This is a genomic window from Pseudomonas sp. LG1D9 (assembly GCF_002949995.1).
Taxonomy (GTDB): Bacteria; Pseudomonadota; Gammaproteobacteria; order Pseudomonadales; family Pseudomonadaceae; genus Aquipseudomonas; species Aquipseudomonas proteolytica.
Window position 1 is genome coordinate 681,373 of record NZ_CP026881.1, and the last position, 23,294, is coordinate 704,666.

At 62.5% G+C, this 23,294-nt stretch carries 23 protein-coding genes; 14 read left to right on the top strand and 9 right to left on the bottom strand.

The window, feature by feature from the left end; all coding sequences use genetic code 11:
• Nucleotides 1-106: 106 nt before the first annotated feature.
• Nucleotides 107-1,036: an N-acetyl-gamma-glutamyl-phosphate reductase gene (gene argC / locus C5F71_RS03350; protein ID WP_104910625.1), complete on the bottom strand. Its 930-nt coding sequence runs from the start codon at nt 1,034-1,036 to the stop codon at nt 107-109.
• Between the two features lie 114 nt (nt 1,037-1,150).
• On the opposite strand from argC, the gene C5F71_RS03355 reads away from it, so the two are divergent.
• Nucleotides 1,151-2,035, top strand: coding sequence for a LysR family transcriptional regulator (locus C5F71_RS03355; protein ID WP_104910626.1), 885 nt, complete (start codon nt 1,151-1,153; stop codon nt 2,033-2,035).
• Nucleotides 2,036-2,149: 114 nt separating this feature from the next.
• On the opposite strand, the gene C5F71_RS03360 is transcribed toward C5F71_RS03355, so the two are convergent.
• Nucleotides 2,150-2,635, bottom strand: coding sequence for an ATP-binding protein (locus C5F71_RS03360; protein WP_029294056.1), 486 nt, complete (start codon nt 2,633-2,635; stop codon nt 2,150-2,152).
• 201 nt (nt 2,636-2,836) lie between these two features.
• Here C5F71_RS03360 and C5F71_RS03365 point away from each other — a divergent pair, with 201 nt between their 5' ends.
• The 5 genes from C5F71_RS03365 (at nt 2,837) to C5F71_RS03385 (ending at nt 7,183) form a co-directional block, all read left to right on the top strand.
• Entirely contained in the window at nt 2,837-3,892 is a 1,056-nt protein-coding gene (locus C5F71_RS03365) for an FAD-binding oxidoreductase (RefSeq protein ID WP_104910627.1), read from the top strand.
• Between the two features lie 128 nt (nt 3,893-4,020).
• The gene (locus C5F71_RS03370) at nt 4,021-4,707 is read left to right on the top strand and encodes an MOSC domain-containing protein (protein WP_104910628.1); all 687 of its coding nucleotides are present in this window, start codon (nt 4,021-4,023) and stop codon (nt 4,705-4,707) included.
• Between the two features lie 90 nt (nt 4,708-4,797).
• Nucleotides 4,798-6,057, top strand: a complete 1,260-nt coding sequence (locus C5F71_RS03375; protein WP_104910629.1) for a hypothetical protein — start codon at nt 4,798-4,800, stop codon at nt 6,055-6,057.
• Between the two features lie 256 nt (nt 6,058-6,313).
• Nucleotides 6,314-6,481 (top strand): DUF2986 domain-containing protein, encoded by a 168-nt coding sequence (locus C5F71_RS03380; RefSeq protein ID WP_070994545.1) that lies wholly within the window; start codon nt 6,314-6,316, stop codon nt 6,479-6,481.
• A 69-nt stretch (nt 6,482-6,550) separates the two neighbouring features.
• Entirely contained in the window at nt 6,551-7,183 is a 633-nt protein-coding gene (locus C5F71_RS03385) for a glutathione S-transferase family protein (RefSeq protein ID WP_029294048.1), read from the top strand.
• Nucleotides 7,184-7,234: 51 nt separating this feature from the next.
• Here C5F71_RS03385 and C5F71_RS03390 read toward each other — a convergent pair whose 3' ends face one another.
• Genes C5F71_RS03390 through C5F71_RS03410 form a run of 5 tightly spaced genes read right to left on the bottom strand, consistent with a single transcriptional unit; the run spans nt 7,235 to nt 13,924 of the window.
• Complete coding sequence (locus tag C5F71_RS03390) at nt 7,235-7,531, bottom strand: DUF3144 domain-containing protein (RefSeq protein WP_029294046.1); 297 nt, start codon at nt 7,529-7,531, stop codon at nt 7,235-7,237.
• A 54-nt stretch (nt 7,532-7,585) separates the two neighbouring features.
• Nucleotides 7,586-8,281 (bottom strand): tRNA (adenine(22)-N(1))-methyltransferase TrmK, encoded by a 696-nt coding sequence (locus C5F71_RS03395; protein ID WP_256588095.1) that lies wholly within the window; start codon nt 8,279-8,281, stop codon nt 7,586-7,588.
• Nucleotides 8,278-9,735, bottom strand: a complete 1,458-nt coding sequence (locus C5F71_RS03400) for an efflux transporter outer membrane subunit (protein ID WP_104910630.1) — start codon at nt 9,733-9,735, stop codon at nt 8,278-8,280. Before C5F71_RS03400 ends, C5F71_RS03395 begins: the two co-directional genes overlap by 4 nt.
• On the bottom strand, nt 9,732-12,833 hold the full coding sequence (locus tag C5F71_RS03405; RefSeq protein WP_104910631.1) for a MexW/MexI family multidrug efflux RND transporter permease subunit: 3,102 nt from the start codon (nt 12,831-12,833) through the stop codon (nt 9,732-9,734). The genes C5F71_RS03400 and C5F71_RS03405 overlap by 4 nt, the downstream gene beginning before the upstream one ends.
• Nucleotides 12,830-13,924, bottom strand: a complete 1,095-nt coding sequence (locus C5F71_RS03410; protein WP_104910632.1) for an efflux RND transporter periplasmic adaptor subunit — start codon at nt 13,922-13,924, stop codon at nt 12,830-12,832. Before C5F71_RS03410 ends, C5F71_RS03405 begins: the two co-directional genes overlap by 4 nt.
• A 122-nt stretch (nt 13,925-14,046) precedes the next feature.
• Between C5F71_RS03410 and soxR the strand changes: the two genes are divergently transcribed.
• The 4 genes from soxR (at nt 14,047) to C5F71_RS03430 (ending at nt 19,248) form a co-directional block, all read left to right on the top strand.
• On the top strand, nt 14,047-14,520 hold the full coding sequence (gene soxR / locus C5F71_RS03415) for a redox-sensitive transcriptional activator SoxR (RefSeq protein WP_029294036.1): 474 nt from the start codon (nt 14,047-14,049) through the stop codon (nt 14,518-14,520).
• 248 nt (nt 14,521-14,768) lie between these two features.
• The gene (locus C5F71_RS03420; RefSeq protein ID WP_070994551.1) at nt 14,769-16,067 is read left to right on the top strand and encodes an MFS transporter; all 1,299 of its coding nucleotides are present in this window, start codon (nt 14,769-14,771) and stop codon (nt 16,065-16,067) included.
• Between the two features lie 293 nt (nt 16,068-16,360).
• Nucleotides 16,361-17,251, top strand: a complete 891-nt coding sequence (locus C5F71_RS03425; protein WP_070994552.1) for a bestrophin family protein — start codon at nt 16,361-16,363, stop codon at nt 17,249-17,251.
• Nucleotides 17,252-17,388: 137 nt separating this feature from the next.
• Complete coding sequence (locus C5F71_RS03430; RefSeq protein ID WP_104910633.1) at nt 17,389-19,248, top strand: DUF3857 and transglutaminase domain-containing protein; 1,860 nt, start codon at nt 17,389-17,391, stop codon at nt 19,246-19,248.
• On the opposite strand, the gene C5F71_RS03435 is transcribed toward C5F71_RS03430, so the two are convergent.
• Nucleotides 19,229-19,729, bottom strand: a complete 501-nt coding sequence (locus tag C5F71_RS03435) for a DUF2938 domain-containing protein (RefSeq protein WP_371923367.1) — start codon at nt 19,727-19,729, stop codon at nt 19,229-19,231. The two genes, C5F71_RS03430 and C5F71_RS03435, sit on opposite strands and share 20 nt — an antisense overlap.
• Nucleotides 19,730-19,840: 111 nt before the next feature.
• On the opposite strand from C5F71_RS03435, the gene C5F71_RS03440 reads away from it, so the two are divergent.
• Nucleotides 19,841-20,503, top strand: a complete 663-nt coding sequence (locus tag C5F71_RS03440; protein ID WP_104910634.1) for a metalloregulator ArsR/SmtB family transcription factor — start codon at nt 19,841-19,843, stop codon at nt 20,501-20,503.
• 20 nt (nt 20,504-20,523) lie between these two features.
• The gene (locus C5F71_RS03445; protein ID WP_029294024.1) at nt 20,524-20,961 is read left to right on the top strand and encodes an N-acetyltransferase; all 438 of its coding nucleotides are present in this window, start codon (nt 20,524-20,526) and stop codon (nt 20,959-20,961) included.
• Here C5F71_RS03445 and C5F71_RS03450 read toward each other — a convergent pair.
• A complete protein-coding gene (locus C5F71_RS03450; RefSeq protein ID WP_029294022.1) occupies nt 20,955-21,572 on the bottom strand; it encodes a helix-turn-helix domain-containing protein in 618 nt (205 codons plus the stop codon). The two genes, C5F71_RS03445 and C5F71_RS03450, sit on opposite strands and share 7 nt — an antisense overlap.
• 159 nt (nt 21,573-21,731) lie before the next feature.
• On the opposite strand from C5F71_RS03450, the gene C5F71_RS03455 reads away from it, so the two are divergent.
• Both C5F71_RS03455 and C5F71_RS03460 read left to right on the top strand, forming a co-directional pair.
• Nucleotides 21,732-22,868: an FAD-binding oxidoreductase gene (locus tag C5F71_RS03455; protein WP_104910635.1), complete on the top strand. Its 1,137-nt coding sequence runs from the start codon at nt 21,732-21,734 to the stop codon at nt 22,866-22,868.
• 27 nt (nt 22,869-22,895) lie between these two features.
• Nucleotides 22,896-23,279, top strand: a complete 384-nt coding sequence (locus C5F71_RS03460; protein WP_104910636.1) for a RidA family protein — start codon at nt 22,896-22,898, stop codon at nt 23,277-23,279.
• Nucleotides 23,280-23,294: the final 15 nt, after the last annotated feature.

Consider the following 23,294-nt stretch of genomic DNA (forward strand, 5'->3'; position numbering starts at 1 on the left):
CTGGCAGCGAGACATGATGCATTGAGGTTTTAGAGCGATCTATCCCTGGAGGAACACCCGCTCGAACATTCCAGCCGTAGACTCGAGAGCCCGTGGGTAGTCGCAGTCATGTTGCGGCAAGCATCAGATCCAGATTCTGCACCGCCGCTCCAGCGGCTCCCTTCCCCAGATTGTCAAACACCGCAGCCAACACAACCTGCCCCGTTTCATCATTTGCACACACCACCAATCGCAAACTATCAGTCCCGTTGAGCGCCTGAGGATCAAGGTGGGTCAACCCTTTGGCCTCCTGCATCGACATCACCTGTACATGGTCTGCATCGATGTAGTGCTGCGTAAGGCACGCATGCAGCCGCACCGCATCCACGCCCGGCGCCAATAACCGAAGTTGCAACGGTATGGTCAGCACGATCCCCTGCCGAAAAGCCCCATAGGCCGGCACAAACATCGGCCGTTCCATCAGACCGCTTTGCTGCTCAATCTCCGGAATATGTTTGTGTGCCAGCCCCAGGCCATAAACCTGAAACGCCGGCGCCTGCGATGCGCCCTCTCCCTCATGCTCTTGCACTCCGGCGCGCCCTTTTCCGGAATAGCCCGACACCGCATGAATGTTCGTCGGGAAGTCCCTGGGCAGTAGCCCGGCCTGCAGCAATGGGCGCAGCAGCCCTATCGCCCCCGTGGGATAGCAACCGGGATTGCTGACCCGCCGCGCCGTGGCGATGCGTTGGGCCTGCTGCGCGTCCATCTCGGCAAAACCATAGGTCCAGTCTGGATGAGTGCGGTGCGCCGAACTCGCATCGATCACCCGAACGGCGGGGTTTTCGATGCTCGCTACAGCGTCGCGGGCGGCTTCGTCGGGCAAGCAGAGAATCGCGATGTCGCAGGCGTTGATGATTTCGGCACGACGTTGCGGATCCTTGCGGTGTTCGGGGCTGAGGCTGATGAGCCGCAGATCGGTCCTGCCGCTTAAACGTTGGTGGATTTGCAACCCGGTGGTGCCTTGGTCGCCGTCGATGAATACAAGGGGGCTTGCCATGGAATGCTCTCGCACATAGGAAATCAGGAGCTGCAATCTTCAATCCGGGGCTAAGATAGGAAAAGTTGAATTTCCAAACGATGAAATTCAGTTTTTCTGAACAAGGAATGATTCATGCGCGAAATCAGCCTGGACCGTCTGCGCACGTTGGTGGCCATTGCCGACCTGGGTTCGTTTGCCGAGGCGGCCCGTGTACTACACCTCGCGCCACCCACGGTCAGTTTGCATATCGCCGACCTGGAGTCGCGGGTTGGCGGCAAGCTGTTGTCGCGCACGCGTGGGCGCATTCAGCCGTCGGCGATTGGAGAAACGCTGGTGGAACGCGCGCGGCGCCTGTTGGCGGATGCAGAGCAAGCGCTTGAGGACGTGCAGCGTCAGGTGCAGGGCTTGGCCGGACGTGTGCGACTGGGTGCCTCCACCGGGGCGATCGCACAGCTGATGCCGCAAGCGTTGGAGACATTGAGCCAACGCCATCCCGCGATCGATGTGCAGGTCGCGGTGCTCACGTCGCAGGAAACATTGAAGAAGCTTGCCGAGGGCTCTTTGGAGATCGGTCTGGTCGCGCTGCCACAGACCCCGGTGAAGGGATTGCGGATCGAGCCCTGGCGGCGGGACCCGGTCATGGCTTTCTTGCCGGCACGCTGGGATTGCCCGGATGTGGTGAACCCTGGTTGGCTGGCCGCTCAGCCATTGATTCTGAATGACAACACCACTCGGCTTTCGCGCTTGACCTCGGAGTGGTTCGCCAGTGATGGACGACAGCCCACGCCGCGCATTCAACTGAACTACAACGATGCGATCAAAAGCCTGGTAGCGGCCGGTTATGGCGCGACGCTGTTGCCCCATGAAGCCTCAACGCCATTGCCCGATACCAGGATCGTCATGCGGCCATTACAGCCCTTGTTGTGGCGTGAACTCGGTATTGCCCACCGTGGTGGGGACGTCGAGCGGCCGACGCAACATGTGCTGGATGTGTTGTGGGGGTTGAGCGCGGGCTAGAGCAATGTTGTCGCTCTCGAACATTGCAGCCCTCAGATGTCCACGAAAGCCCGGTCGATTCACGCTGGGGCAGAAGCGGACACTTCGGATGTCCTCTCCAGGCGCTGCTGCCCGTCAAAGGCGGTGGGTTTTAATCTGGAGTCCTTCATCCTCGTCCGGCGCCCGAAAGTAGCTAGTGATCAGATCGAACTGCGCATCTGTCGCAGAAAACTCATGTTCGGCGCGGCGGTTGCGCCTATGCAACCGGCCTCGACATATGTCCTCGTCCACCTCAAGGTAGTGGACACAATGGGGAACCTCGGCTGAGTCAGCGAGGCTGCGCAACCATCGTCGATCTTCAGGTGTGTTGGCGGGAAAATCCAAGACCACCGTCACGCCCGTATTGAGCATATCGATGACGAGCGGGCCCAGCACCTCTCTAATCTGACGTGACAGACGCACGTAATCGGTGACTGACTTGATCTGATCTGGGTAAAGCCGCGACAGCCAATTATCCTCACTCAGCAGGATCGCCGACTGTTCGGCTGCCAAGTTTTTGGCCAGCGTTGATTTACCGGATGCAATCTTGCCTGACATCAGATGAAGCACTGGTTTTGGCATAGGGGCGTCTCCTTGTCGAAGCCTGATGATGCTCATACAAAAGCGTCGAAGCAACCGCAGATACCTCACCTTGCGCTCCGGGTCGTTTTCAGCCGGTCGCGCTCGGCATTGCAGGCGCCCTGTGCCCATTGTCAGTCAGTAAGCGTACTCCCCAACTGCCCACTGTCGTACCCTTCCCATGTCGACAAACCAGAGGTTGCCATGGAAAACAGCCCAGCCCACACAATCATCGTCATCGGTGCCGGTATCGTCGGCGCTTCCCTGGCCTATCACCTGGCCACCAAGGGCGCAAAGGTCACCCTGATCGAGGCCCAGGATATCGCCTGCGGCGTAACCAAGACCTCATTCGCCTGGATCAACACCACCCATCCAGCCCCCGACCCGATCGGGCAATTACGCGATGCAGCCATCCAGGAATATCACCGCCTCCAGGCCCAGCTCCCAGGGCTGGAGATCCGTTGGACTGGCGCCCTGACTTACGGTGCAGCACCTGTGCCTTCAGCCCGTCGCGTATGCCGTTCGCAGATTCTCGACCTTGAGCCCAACCTCAAGCATCCACCCGAACAAGCAACCTATGCCGCTGAAGAGGGTGCCCTGGATGCCGTGGCCGCCACCCACGTGTTGGTCAAAGGTGCCCAGGCCCATGGGGCCAAGGTGCTCACCCAGACTCGGGTGCTGGGCTTTGCCACTCAAGGTGATCAGGTAACGGGGGTCGAGACGCCAAGGGGGTTTATTGCGGCCGATGTGGTCGTGCTGGCCGCGGGCACAGGCACTGCGAAGCTGGCTGAGATGCTCGGCGCCGAGCTCCCAATCAACGCCTCCCCGGCGATTTTCATCCGCTACAAGACCCACATCAGCCTGGTAAAAACCTTGATCTCCAGCCCTGAAATGGAAGTTCGGCACGCTGCGGACGGTACGTTGCTGGCGGCAGAGGATTACCTGGACGACACCCTGGACAACCAGCCAATAGCGATTGCACGACGCACGGCGCAAGCGATCCAGAATGAACTCCAAGGCGTGGTCAGCATTGAGCCTGAACTGGCCTGCGTCGGGCTCAGGCCAATGCCGGCCGACGGCATTCCCATCATCGGTTACCTGCCACAGGTCGGCGGTGTGTACGTGTGCGCCATGCACCCTGGGGTGATGTTGGCGGCGGTGGTGGGACGTCTTGCCAGTGAAGAGATCATCGACGGCAAGGTATCCTCTGCGCTTGCTCCATGCCGTCCTGATCGATTTGTCCGTTGCCCTGCCACCTAGGGCAACACCGCATTCTTGAAGATCGGTTCGCTGTGCAGCACGCGAACGCCTTCCGGGCCGCTTTCAAGCAGCCGGCGCTCGCCACCCGCGTTGATCTGTCGTGAACATCAAATACCGGAGGTCCCTGCATGAGTCTGCCCACTATCCGCCTCGACACCTTGCTCACCGGCCGCGTGCAGCCATTCACCCGCCCAGGCACCCAGAGCGCCATCGATAAACATCCGCAACAGGGCCAACTGAAGGTCTGCACCCTGGGCCTTCACGGCGACGAACAGGGCGACCTGCGCGTACATGGCGGGGTGGAAAAAGCCATTCACCACTACCCGCTCGAGCACTACGCCCGTTGGGCCGACGAATTGGGCGCTCATCCCTTGCTGACGCAGCCGGGGGCCTTTGGCGAGAACTTCAGTACCACCGGCTGGAGCGAGCATGACGTCTGCCTGGGCGATCGGATTCGGGTCGGGACGGCATTGCTCGAGGTGTCCCAGGGACGCATGCCGTGCTGGAAGCTCAGCGACCGCTTCGCCGTCGCCAACCTGGCCCTGCGCGTGCAGCAGTCGGGCCGCACCGGCTGGTACTACCGGGTGCTGGAGCAAGGCGTGGTGAGCGCGGGCGATAGCCTGCAACGGGTCGAACGGCCCTTTGCCGAGTGGTCACTGGCTCGCTTGTCCGCCGTGCTGTTCGACAAGCAAGTAGAGACCGAGTTGTTGCGCGAATGCCTGGCGCTGCCGCTGGTGCCGTCATGGCGGCGTACCCTGGAACGGCGCCTGGAAAAAGGCATGACCGAGGACTGGGGCCCGCGCCTGCAAGGTTGAAACGCAGCGCAAACACTGAGCTGCGTTGCCCCAGGCCAATAAATGTCTGGATAATGCCCAGCTCCCACGCCGATAAGGACATCCCTGCCAATGAAGTTGCCCACGCCTACGCTGCTGCTCGCCTCTGCCCTGCTGCTGCCGTCCCTGGCCCATGCCAGCGACGCCGCCTTGACCGACACGCTCAAGGCGTTCACCCAGTGTGACGCCCGTTTCTTCACCAGCCTGCACGCCCACGGCGACGCCTGGCAGGCCTATGCGCCGTTGGTGCGGGAGAAGAACACCACGTGGATCGCGGTTAAAAATCGCGCCAACGGCGAGGAAAATTCAGTGCTGGTCAGCGCCCCGCCGATTGCCGGCTTGAAGCTGTTGTCCTACTTCGACGAGAGCACCGACCTCGGCAAGTTGGGGCTCTACTATTACTGGGGCTTTGTGGTTGAAGGCGGTGTCGAGGAGGTGGCCAAGCACATCGCGCCGCTGCTGGAACAACCTGGGGCGTTGCAAAAAAACAGCCCAGTGTATGTTCGCAGCGAGCTCAAGGTCGGCGGCCAGTGGCAAGCCATGCCGCCCCAACCCGGCTCCGCGCCCGGCACGCGGCGGGTAGAGCGGGTGCTGCTGGTCGAGCCGGAGGGCAAACAGGGCACGCAATCGCGGGTCAGTTGTTCGCTGCAGGGTGGCGTGGACGGTGCGTTGCTCGCCCGCTTGCGTCCGGACATTGCGCCGGCTGACTATCCTCGAACCGTGGCCGAAACTCATATCGACGATGTCCAGGTGCCGACCAGCGTGCTCCAGCGCCTTGATTCGCCGCTGCTGCAACCGAAGTTCAAGACGCTGACCTACACGTCCCAGTCCACCAAGGATGACGGCAGCAAGGATAGCCCGGTTTCCGAGACGTTCACTGCCCAGGGTGGCTTGCTGAAGAAGAAGGAGATCTACAGCGAGCGCTTCAACGTCGACCGCCTCACCCAGGCCGACCTGATCCAGTTGAAGTCGAAGATGAATGGCATAGGCGATGGGCGCGTACTGCTGACCCACGAAATCACGCTGGATACTCCGCTAACCTGGACCCCAGGCCAAACGCTGAGCGCGCGCATGACCATGGCTGATGTGCCGGCCAAGCCGACCGACACATCCCGCATCACGCCCTTGAACTGCGTGGTGGGCCAACGCTTTCCAGCGCGGCAGGTGTTTGCCAGCTTGACGGGCGACGCGATCAAACTGGAATGCGACCAGGGCGAGTATAAAACCACGCGCGCGTTTATCGAGGACTTGGGGCTCGCCATGACCCTGGAGTCAACGTCGGACAAAATCCATTACGTGTATGAATACACCGCGCTGGATGTAGTGCGTTAACCCAAAGCCCAACCGACCTGTGGCTAGGGTGATGACCTGTGGCGAGCGGGCTTGCCCCGCGTTGGGCTGCGCAGCAGCCCCAATAAACACACCGAGTTTTACCAGATAATCCTAGGTAGCTGATTTTGGGGCTGCTACGCAGCCCAACGCGGGGCAAGCCCGCTCGCCACAGGGGTTGTTCGCGCCTGATAAATGGCAGCGCGAGCCCGCTCGCCATACTGATATCATCCAGGCATTAACGCGCTGAGTAGAAAGCATGAACCGTCGTAAGAAACTCAACCAGATTTTGAAAGCCAACGCCAAGAAGGCCAATGCCAAATTGGCCCCCAAGAGCAAAGACAAGTACATCAGCAAGGCCGACCGCTTGAAACTGGAGGCCGAAGCTGCTCAGGACACGCCAATTGCCTCTGACACGCCCAACTGATTCAGGGCACTCTAGGCCCGCGCAGCAGTCTGTTCCCAGACATCCCACTCTCGCCCGGCGGAGCCTCCCATGATGATTGTTCACCACCTCAACAACTCACGCTCGCAGCGCATTCTCTGGCTGCTCGAAGAACTCGGCCTGCCCTACGCGCTCAAGTGCTATCAGCGCGACCCAAAAACCAACCTCGCGCCACCAGAGCTCAAGGCGATCAATGCGCTGGGCAAATCGCCGGTGCTTGAAGATGGCTCGCGTGTGGTGATCGAGTCCGGCGCCATTGTCGACTACCTGATCCGCCGCCATGGCCAGGGCCGCCTGCAACCGGACCCCACCACAGACGCCTACGACACCTACGTGCAATGGCTGCACTTCGCCGAAGGCTCGGCGATGCTGCCACTGATGCTCAACCTGTATGTCGGCCGCCTGGGTGAAGCCGGCGCGCCATTGCATCCGCGGATCGAGTCGGAACTGGCCAATTACCTGGGTTACCTGAACAACGCCCTGGCGCAGTCGCCGTACCTGCTGGGTGAGGAGCTGAGTGGCGCGGATATCCAGATGAGTTTTATTGGCGAAATCGCCAAGGCCCAGGGCAAGTTGCAGGCCTACCCGAACCTCGCGGCGTGGGTCCAGCGGTTCCAGGCCCGGCCGGCCTATCGCAAGGCGCTGGAACAGGGTGGGGACTATGCGTTTGCCAAGCTTGAGTAAACGCTAGCCCCTGTAGGAGCCGGCTAGTCGGCTCCTCCCCTTAAATGGCGGTCAGTTGCCTGGGGCCGTCATGTACTGGCTGAAATTGTTGATGTGATCATCCAGATTGTCTTCCAGCATCATCCGGTACTGGTCGCAGAAATACTTCAGCATCGCTTCCCGCGACTCGGCCATTTGGGCGCCGGACTTGAAGTTGCGCGCGCTCGCCCAGGCATTGAAACGGGTCGTGCCGAACATCATCGAGGCGCTGACCTGGCCAAGGTTCTCGAGGGTTTTCAGTTGCTCGTTCGACAGCTCGATATGCGCATCGGCACGGTCGTAGAAGGCTTGGTCTGTAGCGTCTGGCATGCGGGTCACCTGGGTCTGAGGATGGCGTATTGGAGCATTTCTGATGGTGGCGATCTACACCAGCAACTCGGTGATCCAGCGCACCTCCTGCATCAGCTCCGCAACCTTCTGCTCAGGCAGCGCCTGTCGCGCCTCGGCCAATTGGTCCAGGGTCCGTTGCTTGTAGCGCAACAAGCGCTGCCACTTGCCCAGGAACGCCTCGCTGCGGGCCTGCATCTGCAGCGGGCCGAAGTACAGTTGCTCGGCGCTGTAGCTCACCGGCCCACTGCGCTCGGCGACGATGATTTCATAGTCGAAGCGATTTTCCCGCAGCAGCTCCTCGCAGAGGATGCGGTAACCGTTGTCCATCAGCCACAGGCGCAGCGGTTGTTCGCCGCCGTTGGGTTGCAGGATCAGACGCTCCTGGCCGCTGAGGTACAGCTTGCCGCGCTCAAGAATGTCGCGGATGGTCTCGCCGCCCATGCCGCAGATGCTGACCGTGTCGATCCGGTCTGCCGGCTCGATGGCCGCCAGGCCATCTGCCAGGCGCACGTGGATGTGCGATTCCTGGCCGTTGTCGCACACGGTCCGCTGGGCCGCGCGGAACGGGGTCAGCGCCACCTCGCCGGCCACTGCCGCGACGATGGCGCCCCGGTTCATCAACGCCACCGGCAGGTAGCCGTGATCCGAGCCGATATCAGCCAGGCGCGCACCGGCGGGTACCTGCGCCGCCACGCGTTCCAGGCGCATGGACAATGTGTTTTGGTTCAACTGCTGTTCCTTTTCAAGGCACCGTTGGCCTCGCTGAGGGCCGCAGGGTAAAGCCTCGGCGCTCGCCAGGCCAGCGCCTTGTACAAGTCCACCGCATTGCCATAGGACGCGGCCTGCGCCTGGGCAATGGCCTGGCGCAGGGTGAGCAGGTCGCGCTGGCTCTGCTGCACCGACAAGTAACTGCCGGAACCTGCGCTGTAACGCCGCTGCGCGATATCCAGCGCCGTCTCCACATGCCGGGCCGATTGCACCAGGTTGAGCAGATGCCGCTGGTGTTCGGCCAGTTGGGTAATGGCGCCCTCTACTTCTTCCACGGCCACCAACAGCACCTGTTCGAAGTGTGCGGTCTCCCGTTGCGATAGGGCCTGGGCGCCGCGCAGGCGTGCACGCACGGTGCCCAGGTTGAGTGCCGGCCAGGTCAAGCCCGGGGTCAATTCGAATGCCCGGGACGCGCTGCCCAGATCCCCATCGCGCAAGGCGAAGAAGCCGATAAACCCACCCAGGTTCAAGCGCGGATACAGGTCGGCGGTGGCGGCGCCCACGTCCTCGACGCGCGCCGCCAGCAGCCGTTCGGCCTGCAGCACATCCGGTCGATTGCGGATCAACCGGTCGACATCCCCCAGCGGCAATTGCCGCGCCAGTGGCCCCGGCGCCAAGGGGTCGAGGTCGACGCTGAAACTGCCCGGGCGCTGCCCCGACAACACTTGCAGCCGGTAAAGGCTACGTTGCAGCTGGCTCTGCAAGGGCGCAATCGTCGCCTGGGCGCGCAGCGCATTGCCCCGGGCACTCTCCAACTCTTCTGGCAGGCCACTCCCGGCCTGGCTTTGCGCCTCGGTCAGGCCGACGGTCACTTGCCAACTGCGCACGGCATCGTGTGCCAGCTGCAGTTGCTGGCGCTGGCCCTGCGCCGCGTAATAGGCATGGGCCACTTGTGCGGCGATGCTCAGTTGCACCTGTTCAAGGTCGGCCTGCGAGGCCTCGGCCCGTGATTGCGCGGCGCGGTTCAAGTGGTCAAGGCGACCGAACAGGTCCAGCTCCCATTGCAGGTCCAGGCCGGCACGCCACGACTCGGACAAGCTGCGGCTCGGCCGCGCGCCCGTCACCGGCTGCTGCTCCACGCTGCGCTGGTACGCCGCCGTGCTGGTGACGGTCGGCAGGCGCTGCAACGCTTGCTCGTCGACGTACGCACGGGCCAACAGCAGGTTTGCCCGCGCCTGGCGCACATCATGGTTGTGGGCCACGGCGCTCTCGATCAAGCGCGCCAGTTGGGCGTCGTCGAAGAAGGTCCACCAGGCGGCCAGCGGCTGCGCAGCGCCCTGGGCGAAGTCCTCGGCCTGCGGGCTGGCCAGGTGAATCGGCGCGATCTCGGGGGCGCGGTATTGCGGCCCCACCGAGCAGGCACCCAGGAAGGCCAGCGCCCCCAGCAACAACGGGTAATGGATAAATGTGTTCATGGGCGCACCTCGACATGCCCGGGCGCCAGGTGGCGTTCGGCATCCGCCAGTTGCCGCTGGCGCAGGCCCTGCACCCGATGATCGCGCGCCAACCAGGCATAGATAGTGGGAAGAACAAACAGCGTAAACAGCGTGCCAACCAGCATCCCGCAGACGATCACCACGCCCAGGCCAAAGCGACTATTGGCCCCAGCACCGTCGGCGAACAGCAGCGGCAATACGCCGAAGGTCATCGCCGCCGTGGTCATCAGCACCGGCCGTAGGCGGATCTGCGCGGCGCGGATGATTGCTTCGGCGCGGCCGAGGTGCTCGCGCACCTGGATCTCGTTGGCGAACTCCACCATCAGGATCCCGTGTTTGCTGATCAGGCCAATCAAGGTCACGAGCCCGATCTGCGTGTAGATATTCAGCGTGGCCCAGCCCAGTGCCAGCGGGATCAGCGCGCCGCAAATGGATAACGGCACGGTGACCAGAATGATCAACGGATCGACCAGGCTTTCGTACTGCGCCGCGAGCACCAGATAGATCACCACCATCGCGGCGAGAAACGCCCATACCAGCGCACTGCCCTCCTGCACGTATTGGCGTGACTCGGACTGCCAGTCATGACTGAACCCCGGCGGCAGTTCGCCGGCCAGTTGCTCCAGCAGAGCCACCGCCTGCCCCTGGGAAACGCCGGGCGCCGGGATCGCCTGCAAGGTGCTGGCGTTCTGCTGATCGAACTGCAACAGGCGGTTCGGCGCCACCGTGATATCCAGATGCACCAGGGCCGACAGCGGGATCAACTGGCCGCCTTCGGTCCGCACATACTGGCGGGCCAGGGCCTGGGGGGTGAGGCGCTGTTCTTCGGTGCTTTGCGTAATCACATCATACGAGCGCCCATACAAGGCGAAGCGGTTGATGTACTGCTCGCCCACCAGCACTGCCAGCGAGTCGCCGATATCGCGCATGCCAATGCCCAGGCTCGCCGCCTTGGCCCGATCGACGCTGACTTTGACTACCGGATTGTTGTAGTCCAGGTCGCTGTCGACCACGGCAAACAGGCCGCTGTCACGGGCCCGCTGCTTGAGGGTTTCCATGGTCTGGTACAGCACCGGGTAATCCAGGGCGCTGCGCAGCACCATCTGCACCGGCAGGCCACCGCTGGAGCCGGGCAGCGAGGCGACCTGGAAGGCAAAGATGCTGCTGCCTTCGACCTCGCCCACGGCCTGCTGCAACTGGGCCTGGACCTGCTCGGCCGAACGCTCGCGGGCCTGCCAGGCGCTGAGGTTGATCCCGCCGAAACTGGCCGCCGGCCCGTCGGTGCCATTGATGATCCAGGTGTCGGTGGTTTCCGGCAGGCTCTCCATGATCCGGTTGAGCTTGCTCGCAAAGCGTTCCGCGTAGTCGAGGCTGGCGTATTGCGGGGCCTTGATGGCGGTCAATATCGCCGCCTGGTCCTCGGGAGGCGCCAGCTCGCGCTGGGGCAAGGTGTACAACCACGGCAGGCTCAGGCACACCAGCAAGGCAACGCCGCCGCTGATCCAGCGCCGCGCCAGGGAGTAACCCAGCACCCGGCCATAGGTCGCGGCCAGCCCGCCAAACACCCGTTCGGCCCACTTGGCCATGCGCCCTTCTTGCTGCCCAGGCTTGAGCAGCAGCGAGCTCATCACCGGCGACAAGGTCAAGGCGACCACGCCCGAGACCATCACCGCGCCCGCCAGGGTCAGGGCAAATTCGCGGAACAACGTGCCGGTCAGGCCGCCGATCAGGCCGATGGGCGCGTACACCGCCGCCAGCGTCAGGGTCATGGCAACCACCGGCCCGGCGATTTCGCGGGCGCCAACCAACGCCGCGGCCACCGGGGTCAGGCCTTCTTCGATATGCCGGTGGACGTTTTCCACCACCACAATGGCGTCGTCCACCACCAGGCCGATGGCCAATACCATCGCCAGCAGGGTCAGCAGGTTGAGGCTGAAGCCGAAGAACAGCATCAAGGCCGCCGCCCCGAGCATCGACAACGGAATCGCCAGCACCGGGATCGCCACGCTGCGCAGGGAACCCAGGCACAGCCAGATCACCAGCACCACGATCAGCATGGCCTCCAGCAAGGTGTGCAGCACCTCCTCGATGGACGCCTCGATAAAGCGTGCGGTCTCGTAGGCCAGGGCGACGTTGACCCCAGGTGGCAGCGTCTGCTGGATTTGCGGCAGTAGTTGACGAATCCCCTCGACGATCACCAGGGGGTTGCCCGACGGTGTGGGAAACAGCCCCAGATGCACCGCCGGACGGCCATTCATGGTGGCGCTGGTCTGGGTCGCCGCTGCGCCCAAATCCACGGTGCCCACATCGCGCAGGCGCACCAGGGCCGTGCCGTCATTGCGGATCACCAGGTCACGGAAGGCCTCGACACTGGTCAGGTCCGTGTCGATATGGATATCGGCCAGCACGAATTGGCCACGGATCTGCCCCGGCGTGGCCTGGTAGTTATTGCTGCGCACCGCGTGTGCCACATCGGCGGCGGTTACCCCGCGCCCGGCCATGCGATCGCTGTCCAGCCACAGGCGCATCGCCAGGTTCTGGCCACCGAAGGTTTGTACCTTGGCGACCCCGTCGATCCCGGACAACTGCGGTTCGACCACCCGCGACAGGTAGTCGCTGAGCTCGGGAATCGACAGCGTGTCACTGGCAAACCCCACGTAGGCCACGGCGGTGGAGTCGCCGGCCGAGAGTTCGACCACCGGGTCGTAGGCATCATCGGGCAAGCGGTAACGCACTTGATTGACCTTGGCCATGGTCTCAGCCAACGCCAGGGTCGAGTCGCGGTTGAGGGTCATGCGCAGGGTGATCACGCTACGGCCCTGGACCGACGACGAGGCCAGGTAATCGATACCCTCCACCGACGACACGGCCTGGGTGAGCGGTTGGGTGACAAAGCCTTGCATCAATTCGGCCGAGGCACCGGGGTATTCGGTGCTGACGGTGATGGTCGAGCTTTCCAGCAACGGGTACTGGCGCACCGGTAATTTGCCGAGGGCAAACAGGCCGGCGAGGACGATCAGGCTGCTGACGACCAGGGCCAATACCGGGCGCCTTACAAAACTGTCGGTGAAGCTCATGAGGCGCGATTCCCTTCAACGTCCAACGTGTTTTGCTCGACCGCTTCGACGGGCATGCCGTCGCTGAGCTTGAGCTGCCCGGAAACCACCACCTGGTCGCCCAGTGCCAGGCCCGAGGTGATTTCCACCAGGCCCTGCCAGCGCTCCCCGGTGGTCACCTGCACGCGGCGCACACTCAAGGCGCCGGCCGAATCGGCGCTGGCGATGAACACGGTCTGCCCGTAGGCGGTGTAGGTGATGGCGGTTTCCGGCACCACCAGCACCGTGGGTGATTGCACCGCCGATAGACGCACGCTGGCGTACATCCCAGCCTGCAACTGCCCGCCCGGATTGGCCAGGGTGGCTTGCACCCGCACCGAGCGCGACTGGCCGATCAGCGGGTCGATGGCATTGATCTGCGCCAGGAAATGCTCGCCCGGCAAGGCATCCACCGTGAGCTGGGCGCTCTGGCCGACGCGCAAGCCAGGGGCCGCCTGTTCAGCCAGGGCAAAGTTCACATGCAGGCGCTGGGCATCCACCAGGCTGGCGATGGCTTCCCCGGTCTGCAGGTACTGGCCTTGATGCACGCGGCGGATCCCCACCTGCCCTGCGAATGGCGCACGGATAGCTTTTTGCGCAATCAGCGCATCGACCTGTTGCAGCTCACCCTTGGCCATGTCGAGGGCGGCGGTGGCGTTGTCCAGTTGTTCCTGGGTCGCAACATTCACGGCCGCAAGCTTTTTAAGGCGCAGGAACAGCGTCTGGGCATTGCGCAGTTGGGCGTGCAGGCGCACACGGTCGGCCTGTTCGGGGGCGTCATTGAGCTGGACCAACAACTGCCCGGCCTTGACCGCTTGCCCGGATTCGAAGGCGATCCGCGTGATACGCCCGGCGGTTTCCGCCGCCACCTCTACCTGGTTGGCCGCCTCCAGTTCCCCGGCGGCAAAGGCCTGCCTCGGCGCCTCACCCTGGCGCACCTTGGCCAGCGCCACCTTGGCCACCGGCCACGCCGCCGCGGCCTGGGTTGAGGGTTGATTACCCCATAACGTGATAACCAGGGCCAGCACCGCTACCGCTGCCACGCCCCCGCCCACTAGCATCCTTCTGCCCATGCCCTGCTCCGCTCATTTGTGGTGTGTTCGCTGCCGCCCCACCCCGCACTGGCGATGGAAAGCGGTTGCAGCAAAGATCGGGCAGGACTATAAAACCTCAACTTAACTTGAGGGCAACACCCATGGCAGCAGAAAAGAACCCCGACGGTGTGCGCTCCCTCACCATCGGCGAGGTTGCCAGGCGCAGCGGCGTACCGATCTCCACCCTGCACTTCTACGAATCCAAGGGCTTGATCGCCAGCACGCGCAACGCTGGCAACCAACGACGCTTCCCGTCGCTGGTGCTGCGCAGCATCGCGATCATCAAGGTGGCGCAACGCACCGGCATCCCCCTGGAAGAGATCAAGCGCGCCATGGGCCGCTACCCACCGAACAGCAAACTGACGGCCGCGCAATGGGGAGAAATGTCCTCGGCCTGGCGCGACAACCTCAACGAACGCATCCGCACCCTGGAAGCGCTGCGCGACAGCCTGGACAACTGCATCGGTTGCGGCTGCCTGTCGCTCAACGACTGCCCCTTGCGCAACCCCGGCGACACCTTGGCCCAGGAAGGCCCGGGCCCAAGGATCCTCGAACGCGCCAGCCAGCGGATCTGAAATGCAATCTTCCAATCCCTGAAGATCAAGGTGGGAGCTGTCTCGCCCTGCGAGGCTGCGATGGCGGCGGCATTGCTGGGATTGATGTTGGCTGACCTGTCGCTATCGCCGGCCAGCCAGCTCCCACATTTGATCTTCATTGCCTTGGCAGGTCGGTGCTGACTACGCCGATGACACTTTTGAAGTAAGTCGCTGCGGGCTCTTTCCTGATAATCGAGCGATCACTGACGAAATGCCGAGGCCCCGCCATGACGCGCGCATCTACTGAACAGGTCCCGCCGCAAACCCTGAGAAAAGTCATCGTCGCCGCCGGTATCGGCAATTTTGTCGAGTGGTTCGACTTTGCCGTGTATGGCTTTCTCGCCACCACCATCGCCCAGCAGTTTTTCCCCAGTGGCGATGCCAGCGCGGCGTTGCTCAAGACGTTCGCGGTATTTGCCGTGGCCTTTGCGTTCAGGCCCCTGGGCGGGATCTTTTTCGGCATGCTGGGTGATCGCATCGGCCGCAAGCGCACCCTGGCAATGACGATTTTGCTGATGGCGGGTGCGACTACGTTGATCGGCTTGTTGCCCACCTATGCTGCGATTGGCGTTACGGCGCCGATCCTGTTGTCGCTGATCCGCTGCGCCCAGGGCTTTTCCGCCGGGGGTGAATACGCCGGGGCCTGTGCCTATCTGATGGAGCACGCGCCCAGCGACAAACGGGCGTGGTATGGCAGCTTTATCCCGGTGTCGACCTTTGCCGCCTTCGCCTCGGCGGCGGTGGTGGCCTATGCGCTGGAAGCCTCGCTGTCAGCCGAGGCCATGGGCAGTTGGGGCTGGCGCCTGCCGTTCCTGATCGCCGCGCCGCTGGGCCTGGTGGGGCTGTACCTGCGCTGGCGGCTGGATGAAACACCGGCGTTCCAGGCGGTGAAACAAGAGCATGCCGTGGCCCACTCGCCGCTCAAGGAAACCCTGCGCAACCATGGCGCGGCGATCTGCTGCCTGGGCGCGTTTGTGTCGCTGACGGCGCTGTCGTTTTATATGTTCACCACCTACTTTGCGACGTACCTGCAAGTGGCCGGTGGCCTGAGCCGGGCGACGGCGCTGCTGGTGTCGCTGATTGCGCTGATCTTCGCCGCGGCGATGTGCCCGGCGGCGGGCTGGTACTCCGACCGCGTCGGGCGACGCGTCACGGTGATGACCGCCTGCGGGCTGTTGATGGTGGTGGTGTATCCGTCGTTTTTGATGGCCAGCTCCGGCTCGTTCGTTGCGTCGATCGTCGGCGTGATGCTGCTGGCGGTGGGCGCGGTGTTGTGCGGTGTGGTCACGGCCGCCCTGCTCTCGGAAACCTTCCCGACCCGCACGCGCTACACCGCTTCGGCGATTACCTACAACATGGCCTACACGATCTTTGGCGGCACTGCGCCACTGGTGGCCACGTGGTTGATCAGCACAACCGGCAGCAACCTGTCGCCAGCGTTTTACCTGATTGCCGTGGCCTTGCTGGCCCTGGCCGGTGGCCTGGCCCTGCCGGAAACCTCGCGTATTTCCCTGCACGACGCCTGAGTTTGGCTGTAGAGAGCAGCGGATAAAGAAGCTGTTAGTGGCGAGGGGGCTTGTCCCCCGATGGGCTGCGCAGCAGCCCCAAAACCGCCCCCTTCAGCCCACCTGAAGAAACTCAGTGGTCTTATTGCACGGGGGCTGCTGCGCAGCCCAACGGGGGACAAGCCCCCTCGCCACGGCAACCCTGTTCACCACTACCAGTCTGCTCACCAAGGCAGGCCACCAGCGAACCTTTCTTGCACATATACCGTCCGAGCTAGGGCATTGATGCTTTTCGCCCGCTCGGAGGTTTGTGTTTGAAAGCTGCCATCGTCAAAAAGTACCGCCTGATTATCAAGACCATGGGTTATGTAGGCTGGGCATTGTTCTGGCTGCTGCTTTGGGATATTGCGGTCACCGTGGACTTCATGCTGTTCCTCAACGCCAAGATCAACCTGCCGCTGATGCCCCTGACGCTGCTCGGTTCGGCGCTGGTGGTGCTGATCAGTTTTCGCAACACCAGCGCCTATAACCGCTGGTGGGAAGCACGCACGCTGTGGGGCGCGATGGTGAATAATTCGCGTAGCTTTGCGCGCCAGGTGCTGACGTTGCTGGACGACCCCGACAACGAGGTCAACCCGATCAAGTCGACCCTGCTGCGCCGCCATGTGGCGTATGTGAATTGCCTGGCGGCGCACCTGCGGGGCGAGCCGTGCCCCGAGGAAGTGCGGGCGTTTATTCCCACGGACGAGTTCGCGCGCAACGGCGCCACCAACAACTTTGCCAACGACATCCTCACTGGTTCCGCCGCCCTGCTGGCCCGCGAGTACAAGGCCGGGCGCCTGGACAGCATTCGCCTGGCGCGGATCGAATCCACCATGGTCGACCTGTCCAACAGCCAGGGCGGTATGGAGCGCATCGCCAATACGCCGTTGCCCTACCCGTATGTGTATTTTCCACGGCTGTTTATTTCGCTGTTCTGCCTGATTGTGCCGGTGGGGTTGGTGGAGTCCCTGGGCTGGTTCACCCCGCTGGCATCGACGGTGGTGGGGTTTATGCTGCTGGCGATCGAACGGATCGGCACCGACCTGCAAAGCCCGTTTCGCTCCAGTGAACACCAGATCCAGACTGAAGCCATCTGCGAAACCATCGAAAAAAACCTGCAGTCGATGCAGCGTGATTCGTTGGGGGATGTGCACAACCGCTGACCCGCAGCCACGTGGTTGCCATTAAAAAGCCTGCATTGTCCGAGCATCTATATAATAATGCGTCGCATTAAACACTTTGTTTATCGCAATGCGCTCGCCCTCGCCGGGTGAGCGTCGCATTAGTCAGAAGGATCTCTATGCAAGGCTTTTACCTGCCCTCCCTGCGCCTGCTGGGCGTACTGTTTTTGGCGGCTTGTTCACTGACGGCCCAGGCCGCCACCGATGAAACCGACCACTCGGCCACCTTCGAAAAAAATCAACAGTCCTACGTGATCAATGCCGATGGCAGTTTCGTCCAGACCATTGAACTGGTTACGCGGATCAACGAAGAGCGCGCGATCAAGAGCAACGCGCAACGTTCGTTGAGCTACAACCGTTCTCTGGAAACCCTCGAAGTGCTTGAAGCCTTCACCCGTAAACCCGACGGCCGCCAGGTAAAGGTGAGCGCCGAGCAGATCAAGGAACAACAGGAGACGGCCTCTTCGCAGGCGCCGATGTTCCAGGACTCGCGGGTCAAGGTGGTGATTTTCCCGCAGGTGGCGGTCGGTGACCGGCTGGTCCTGCGTTACCAGCGCCAGCGCACTACGGCACTGTTCCCCCAGCAGTTCGAAGACTTCTTCGTGCCGGACTTTTATGACGCCGAGCAGTTGAGCCTGAGCTACGACTTGCCGGCCGACAAGCCGCTGTTTGTCGACGCCCGGGGCTTCAAGGCCAGTACCCCGGCCGCCGCCGCTGGGCGCAAGGTGTACCGTTGGGACTACGTACCGCAGGCCAAGGCGCGCATTGAAAACGGCGCCGTGTCCTATGTCGATTACGGGCAATTCCTCGCGGTCTCGACCTTCGCCAGCTACAAGGACTTTGCCCAGGCCTATGAGGCCAGGGCCCAAATAGAAGTGACACCGGCCATTGCTGCCCTGGCCAAGCAACTCACGGCCAACCTGACCACCCCGCGCAGCAAAGCCCTGGCCCTGAGCGACTGGGTGCGCAAGAACATTCGTTATGTGGCGGTATATGTTGGCGCGGGCGGCGTAGTGCCGCATCCGGCCCAGGCCGTGCTGGATAACCGCTATGGCGACTGCAAGGACCACGTGGCCCTGCTTGAAGCCATGCTGCGCGCGGTGGCGATCGAAAGCTCACCGGTGCTGGTCAACCAGGGAAACAGCTACACCCTGGCCAAAGTGCCTACCCTGGGTGTGCTCAACCATGCGATCACCTACGTGCCGGCCCTGGATTTGTACCTGGACTCGACTGCCGCGGCCATCGCGGCGGGCTACCTGCCGATTCCGGTGCTGGGCAAACCGGTGCTGTTGACGCAGTCCGGCGAACTGGCCAAGACCCCGGCCGCGCAAACCGGCAAGGTCAGCAACGACCTGCTGTTCAAGGTCGACAGCAACGGTGCGGCGGACTTTGTGCACGCCACCACCGTGGAAGGCTGGGGCTCGGAGTTCAATCGCTACCTGCTCAATGCCATGAAACCAGCAGACCGCGACTCGATGATCCGCAATGTCCTCGGCTGGTACGGGCAAACGGGCCAGGGCACGTTCAAAAGCGACTCGCTGCAAGATGAAGTCAACCCGTTCAAGAACACCCTTGAAGGGCGCACCGACAACCTGGTCAACCTGCCAGGCCCGACCGGTGTACCAGCACTCAGCAGCCTGGTGGGCGGTATTGCGCAGAACGTGTTTGCCTTCGCCTCGGAAAAAGACCGCACCCAAGGCTTCGGTTGCCTCTCGGGAGAAACCCAGGAGCAGGCCCGCTTCGAGTTTCCCAAGGAAGTCACGGTCCTCGCCGTGCCCAAGCCGCAGTCCCTGCAACAGGCCGGCTTTGACTACCAGGCCACCTACGCCAAGGAAGGCAATACGGTCCTGATCACCCGCTACTTCAAGTTTGCCCATGCCAACACGGTGTGCAGCCCCGAGGACTTCAAGGCGATGAAGCCGGTGATCGAAAGCATGGTCAGCGACCTGAAGAGCCAGATCATCGTGCAGACCCTGTAATCAGAAGCAACGCCCAAGCGGCCAGGTACAGCCCCATCCCAAACACCCCATGGGCCACAATGCTGCGCAACCGCGCAGTGTTGGGCTGGGGCGTTCTGGACGCAGCGATGCCTGCCCCCATCGCCGGTTGCAAGACAAAGAACGGGGCGACCACAGACAGCACGCCAAAGCTCAAGGCCGGCAGCAACGTCGGCTGCCGCGCCCACTCAATTCCCACCATCAGCAGTAGCAAAGCCGCGAAGAACACCCCGATCAGGTAATGGGTGGCCCACCCCAACAGACGCTCCCCCGGCACGGGAGGCGATTTGGCGATACCGGCATGCATCCAGCGCCCACGTGGCAGATGGCCGACCCAGCGACCGACCATGGAAAAATCCAGGGAGGGCACGCCCAGGCAGCGCTTGAGCAACAACGCCCAAAGGTCCATGACCAAGGTCGCACCGGCCCCGATAACCACCGAATACCCAAGAAACTCAAGCACGTCCCTACTCCTTTTGATCGTTGGCGGTGAGAGCAACACAGAGGCTTAGGCGCCCCCAAGCAAACATTCAATTAATTGATTGAATGTTTGGCCGATGCTAGGATCTTTGCCATGAAAACGTCAAGCCCCGTATTCCCCGCCGATCATTTCACCGCCCTGGCCGACATTGCCCGGACCCTGGGCCATGCCCATCGCCTGGCCCTGCTTGAACACATTGCCCAGGAAGAACGCTCTGTCGAACAACTGGCGCAACTGTCCGGGGTGTCTGTCGCCAATGCTTCGCAGCATTTGCAGCAACTCAAGCGGGCGGGCATCGTGCAAACGCGCCGCGATGGCAAACGCGTGCTGTACAGCCTGGGAGCGGGCCCGCTGGCGCCCTTGCTGGAGGCATTGCGCGGTTATCTGGCGTACCAGCACGCCGAGATACGCGAGGTCGCCCTCGATAGCCTCTCGCGACGTGAGCGGTTGGAAGGCATATCCATCGAGGAACTGTTGCTGCAGATGCAAAGCCAGAGTGTGGTGCTGCTGGATGTGCGTCCCGAAGATGAGTTCGCTTCAGGGCACTTGCCCGGCGCGCTCAACATCCCGGCCGATGCCCTGCAGCAACGCTTGGCCGAGCTGCCCAAAGGCAAGCAAGTGATCGCCTACTGCCGTGGACCTTATTGCGTGCTGTCCACCGACGCCATCAACACATTGCATGCCCATGGCTTGCCCGCTCGCCGGCTGCGCGCCGGGTTTGACGAGTGGAAAGCGGCCGGCCTGAGTGTCGAATAACCCATCGCAAGACTGGAAAAATGATCAGACTCCTGCAACCCAAAGACCTCGATAGCGTCCTGCAAATCTGGCTGGATGCCTCGCTCATCGCCCACGACTTTATCGACGCCGCCTTCTGGCAGTCGCAGGTCGAGAACATGCGCAACCTGTATATCCCGGCCTCGGAAACCTACGTCATGGAACGCGACTCAAGGGTCGTGGGTTTCTACTCGCTGCTCGATAACCAGATGGCCGCGCTGTTTGTCGCCCCCGACTGCCAGGGCCAGGGCATCGGTAAACGCTTGATGGCTCACGCCAGGACGCAGCGGCCCGTGCTGACCCTGGCGGTGTATAAAAACAACACCGCCAGTTGCCAGTTCTATCTGTCGCAAGGGTTTGTGGTGACCCATGAACAGGTCGATGAACACAGCGGCCAGGCGGAGTACTGGATGAGCAGTGGCGCCAGCGCGCCTCAGTAATCCGTCATCACCACCATCACTTCAGCGTCTGCCTCGCTTTCCGCCAGGTAAATATGGCCGATGCCGCTGTTGAAATAGGCGGTTTCGCGGCAGCCAATGCTGATGGACTCGCCCGTTTCGAATTGAATCCGCACCCGCCCGGACAGCACCACCGCAAACTCCTGGCCGGGGTGGCGGATGTAGTCGTCAAACTGGGTCAGCTCCCGGGCGAAAATGCGCGCGTACATCGGCGTCATGCGCCGCCCGGGGAAATCCCCTGCCATCGGATGGTAATCGTAATTGCCCGTGCTGTAGCCCGCCGCGCTATCAATGGCGGTGCTGACCACCGTGGGCTGGACCAGGTTCAGCGCAGTCTTCACCGGGCTGAATAACTGCGCAATGTCCACGCCCAGCGCCCGCGCCGCCGCCGCCAGCTTTTCGTAGCTGACCGAGACCTGCGCCAACTCCATCTTCGACAGGGTCGACAGCGCCACGCCTGAACGCTCGGACAACTGCTTGAGCGTCAGCTTCTGGTCTTTGCGAATCCCCCGCAAACGGGCACCTACCTGGCTGCGATCTATCAGCGGATGGGCCGTGGAACACGATGCGGGCGCTGTCTGATCGGAACTCATACGGACTCTCTGTCGCACAAAAAACGGGGTAAGGACTAGGGCCGGAATATTAACCCACGACGAAGGCTTGACTGGAAAATTCTCATATCCTACATTTCTCTTATGTGAGAATTATCAAAAACGAGAAAAACCTCATTCGCACACAGAAGGGACTTCGGCATGCAGGACAGTGACTGTTTCGATTTCGCCATCATTGGCGGCGGCATTGCGGGGGCGTCCCTGGCCTATCGCCTGGCCGGCGAAGCCAGTGTGGTGGTGCTCGAACGTGAGAGCCAGCCGGGCTACCACGCTACCGGACGCTCTGCCGCCATGTTCATGGAAGCCTACGGCACTGCGCAGATTCAAGCGCTGACCCGCGCCAGTCGGGCCTTCTACGAGCAACCACCGGCAGGTTTTACCGAGCACGCGCTGCTGGAGCCACGCGGCTGCCTGTATGTGGCCAGTCACGAGCAGCAAGCGTTGCTACACAAAACCTTCGACAGCCATCAGGCCAGCGCGGCCAATGTCGCGCTGATTGATCGCGAACAGGCGTTGGCATTGGTGCCTTGCCTGCGCCCGGAAGTCATCGCCGGCGCCATGCTAGAAACCGAGGCCCGCGACCTCGATGTGCATGCGCTGCACCAGGGTTTCCTGCGGGCCATGCGTCGTGCCGGAGGGGTCTTGCAGTGTGACGCGCAGTTGAGCAGCGCCACCCGCCAGGGCCGGCATTGGCTGCTGACACTGGCCGACGGCCGACAACTGCGCGCGCGCAACCTGGTCAACGCCGCTGGCGCCTGGGCCGATGAGGTGGCACAGCAATGCGGCGTAGCACCGATCGGCCTGCAACCCTGTCGGCGTACCGCCTTTACCTTCGACGGCCCCGAGGGCCTGGACTTTGCAAACTGGCCCGCCGTTATCGGCATCGACGAAAGCTTTTACTTCAAACCCGACGCCGGCCAACTGCTGGGCTCACCGGCCAACGCCGATCCGGTTCCGCCACAGGACGTGATGCCCGAAGAGCTGGACATCGCCACGGGGATTTATCACATCGAAGCCGCCACCTCCCTGAGCATTCGGCGGCCACGTCACAGCTGGGCCGGCCTGCGTTCTTTCGTCCCCGATGGCGACCTGGTAGTCGGCTGGGACGAGCGCTGTGAAGGCTTCTTCTGGCTCGCCGCCCAGGGCGGTTATGGCATCCAGTCGGCGGCCGGAGTCTCGCAACTGGCCTGTTCCCTATTGCTCGACCAACCCTTGCCCGAAGCGCTGCGGCGCCAGGGCGTCGAACCACAGCGCATGGCTCCCGTCCGCTTGCGCTGATCATTCACTCTGCAGAGGTTCCCTGTCATGTCAGAAAGTCTCCAGCGTTATCCCAGCCACCTGCCCTACCCGTTTTCCAAAGCCATTCGGGTGGGCGATTTGCTGTACCTCTCCGGGCAGGTGCCCATGGACCCGAAAGGCGAAGTGGTACGCGGTGATATCCAGCAGCAAACCGAAGCCGTCATGAGCCGCATCGGCGAAACCCTGGCCGAATGCGGTGTGGGGTTTGATCAAGTGGTCAAGGCCACGGTGTGGCTGTCGGATATGCAGCACTTCGCCGGTTTCAACGAGGTGTATGCGCGCTACTTCAAACAAGGTTTCCCGGTGCGCTCCACCGTCGGGGCGCAACTGGCGCTGGGGGTCGATGTAGAAATCGAAGTCCAGGCCTGGGTCGGCCCGCCAACCCGCTGATACCTGGCAAAAAGC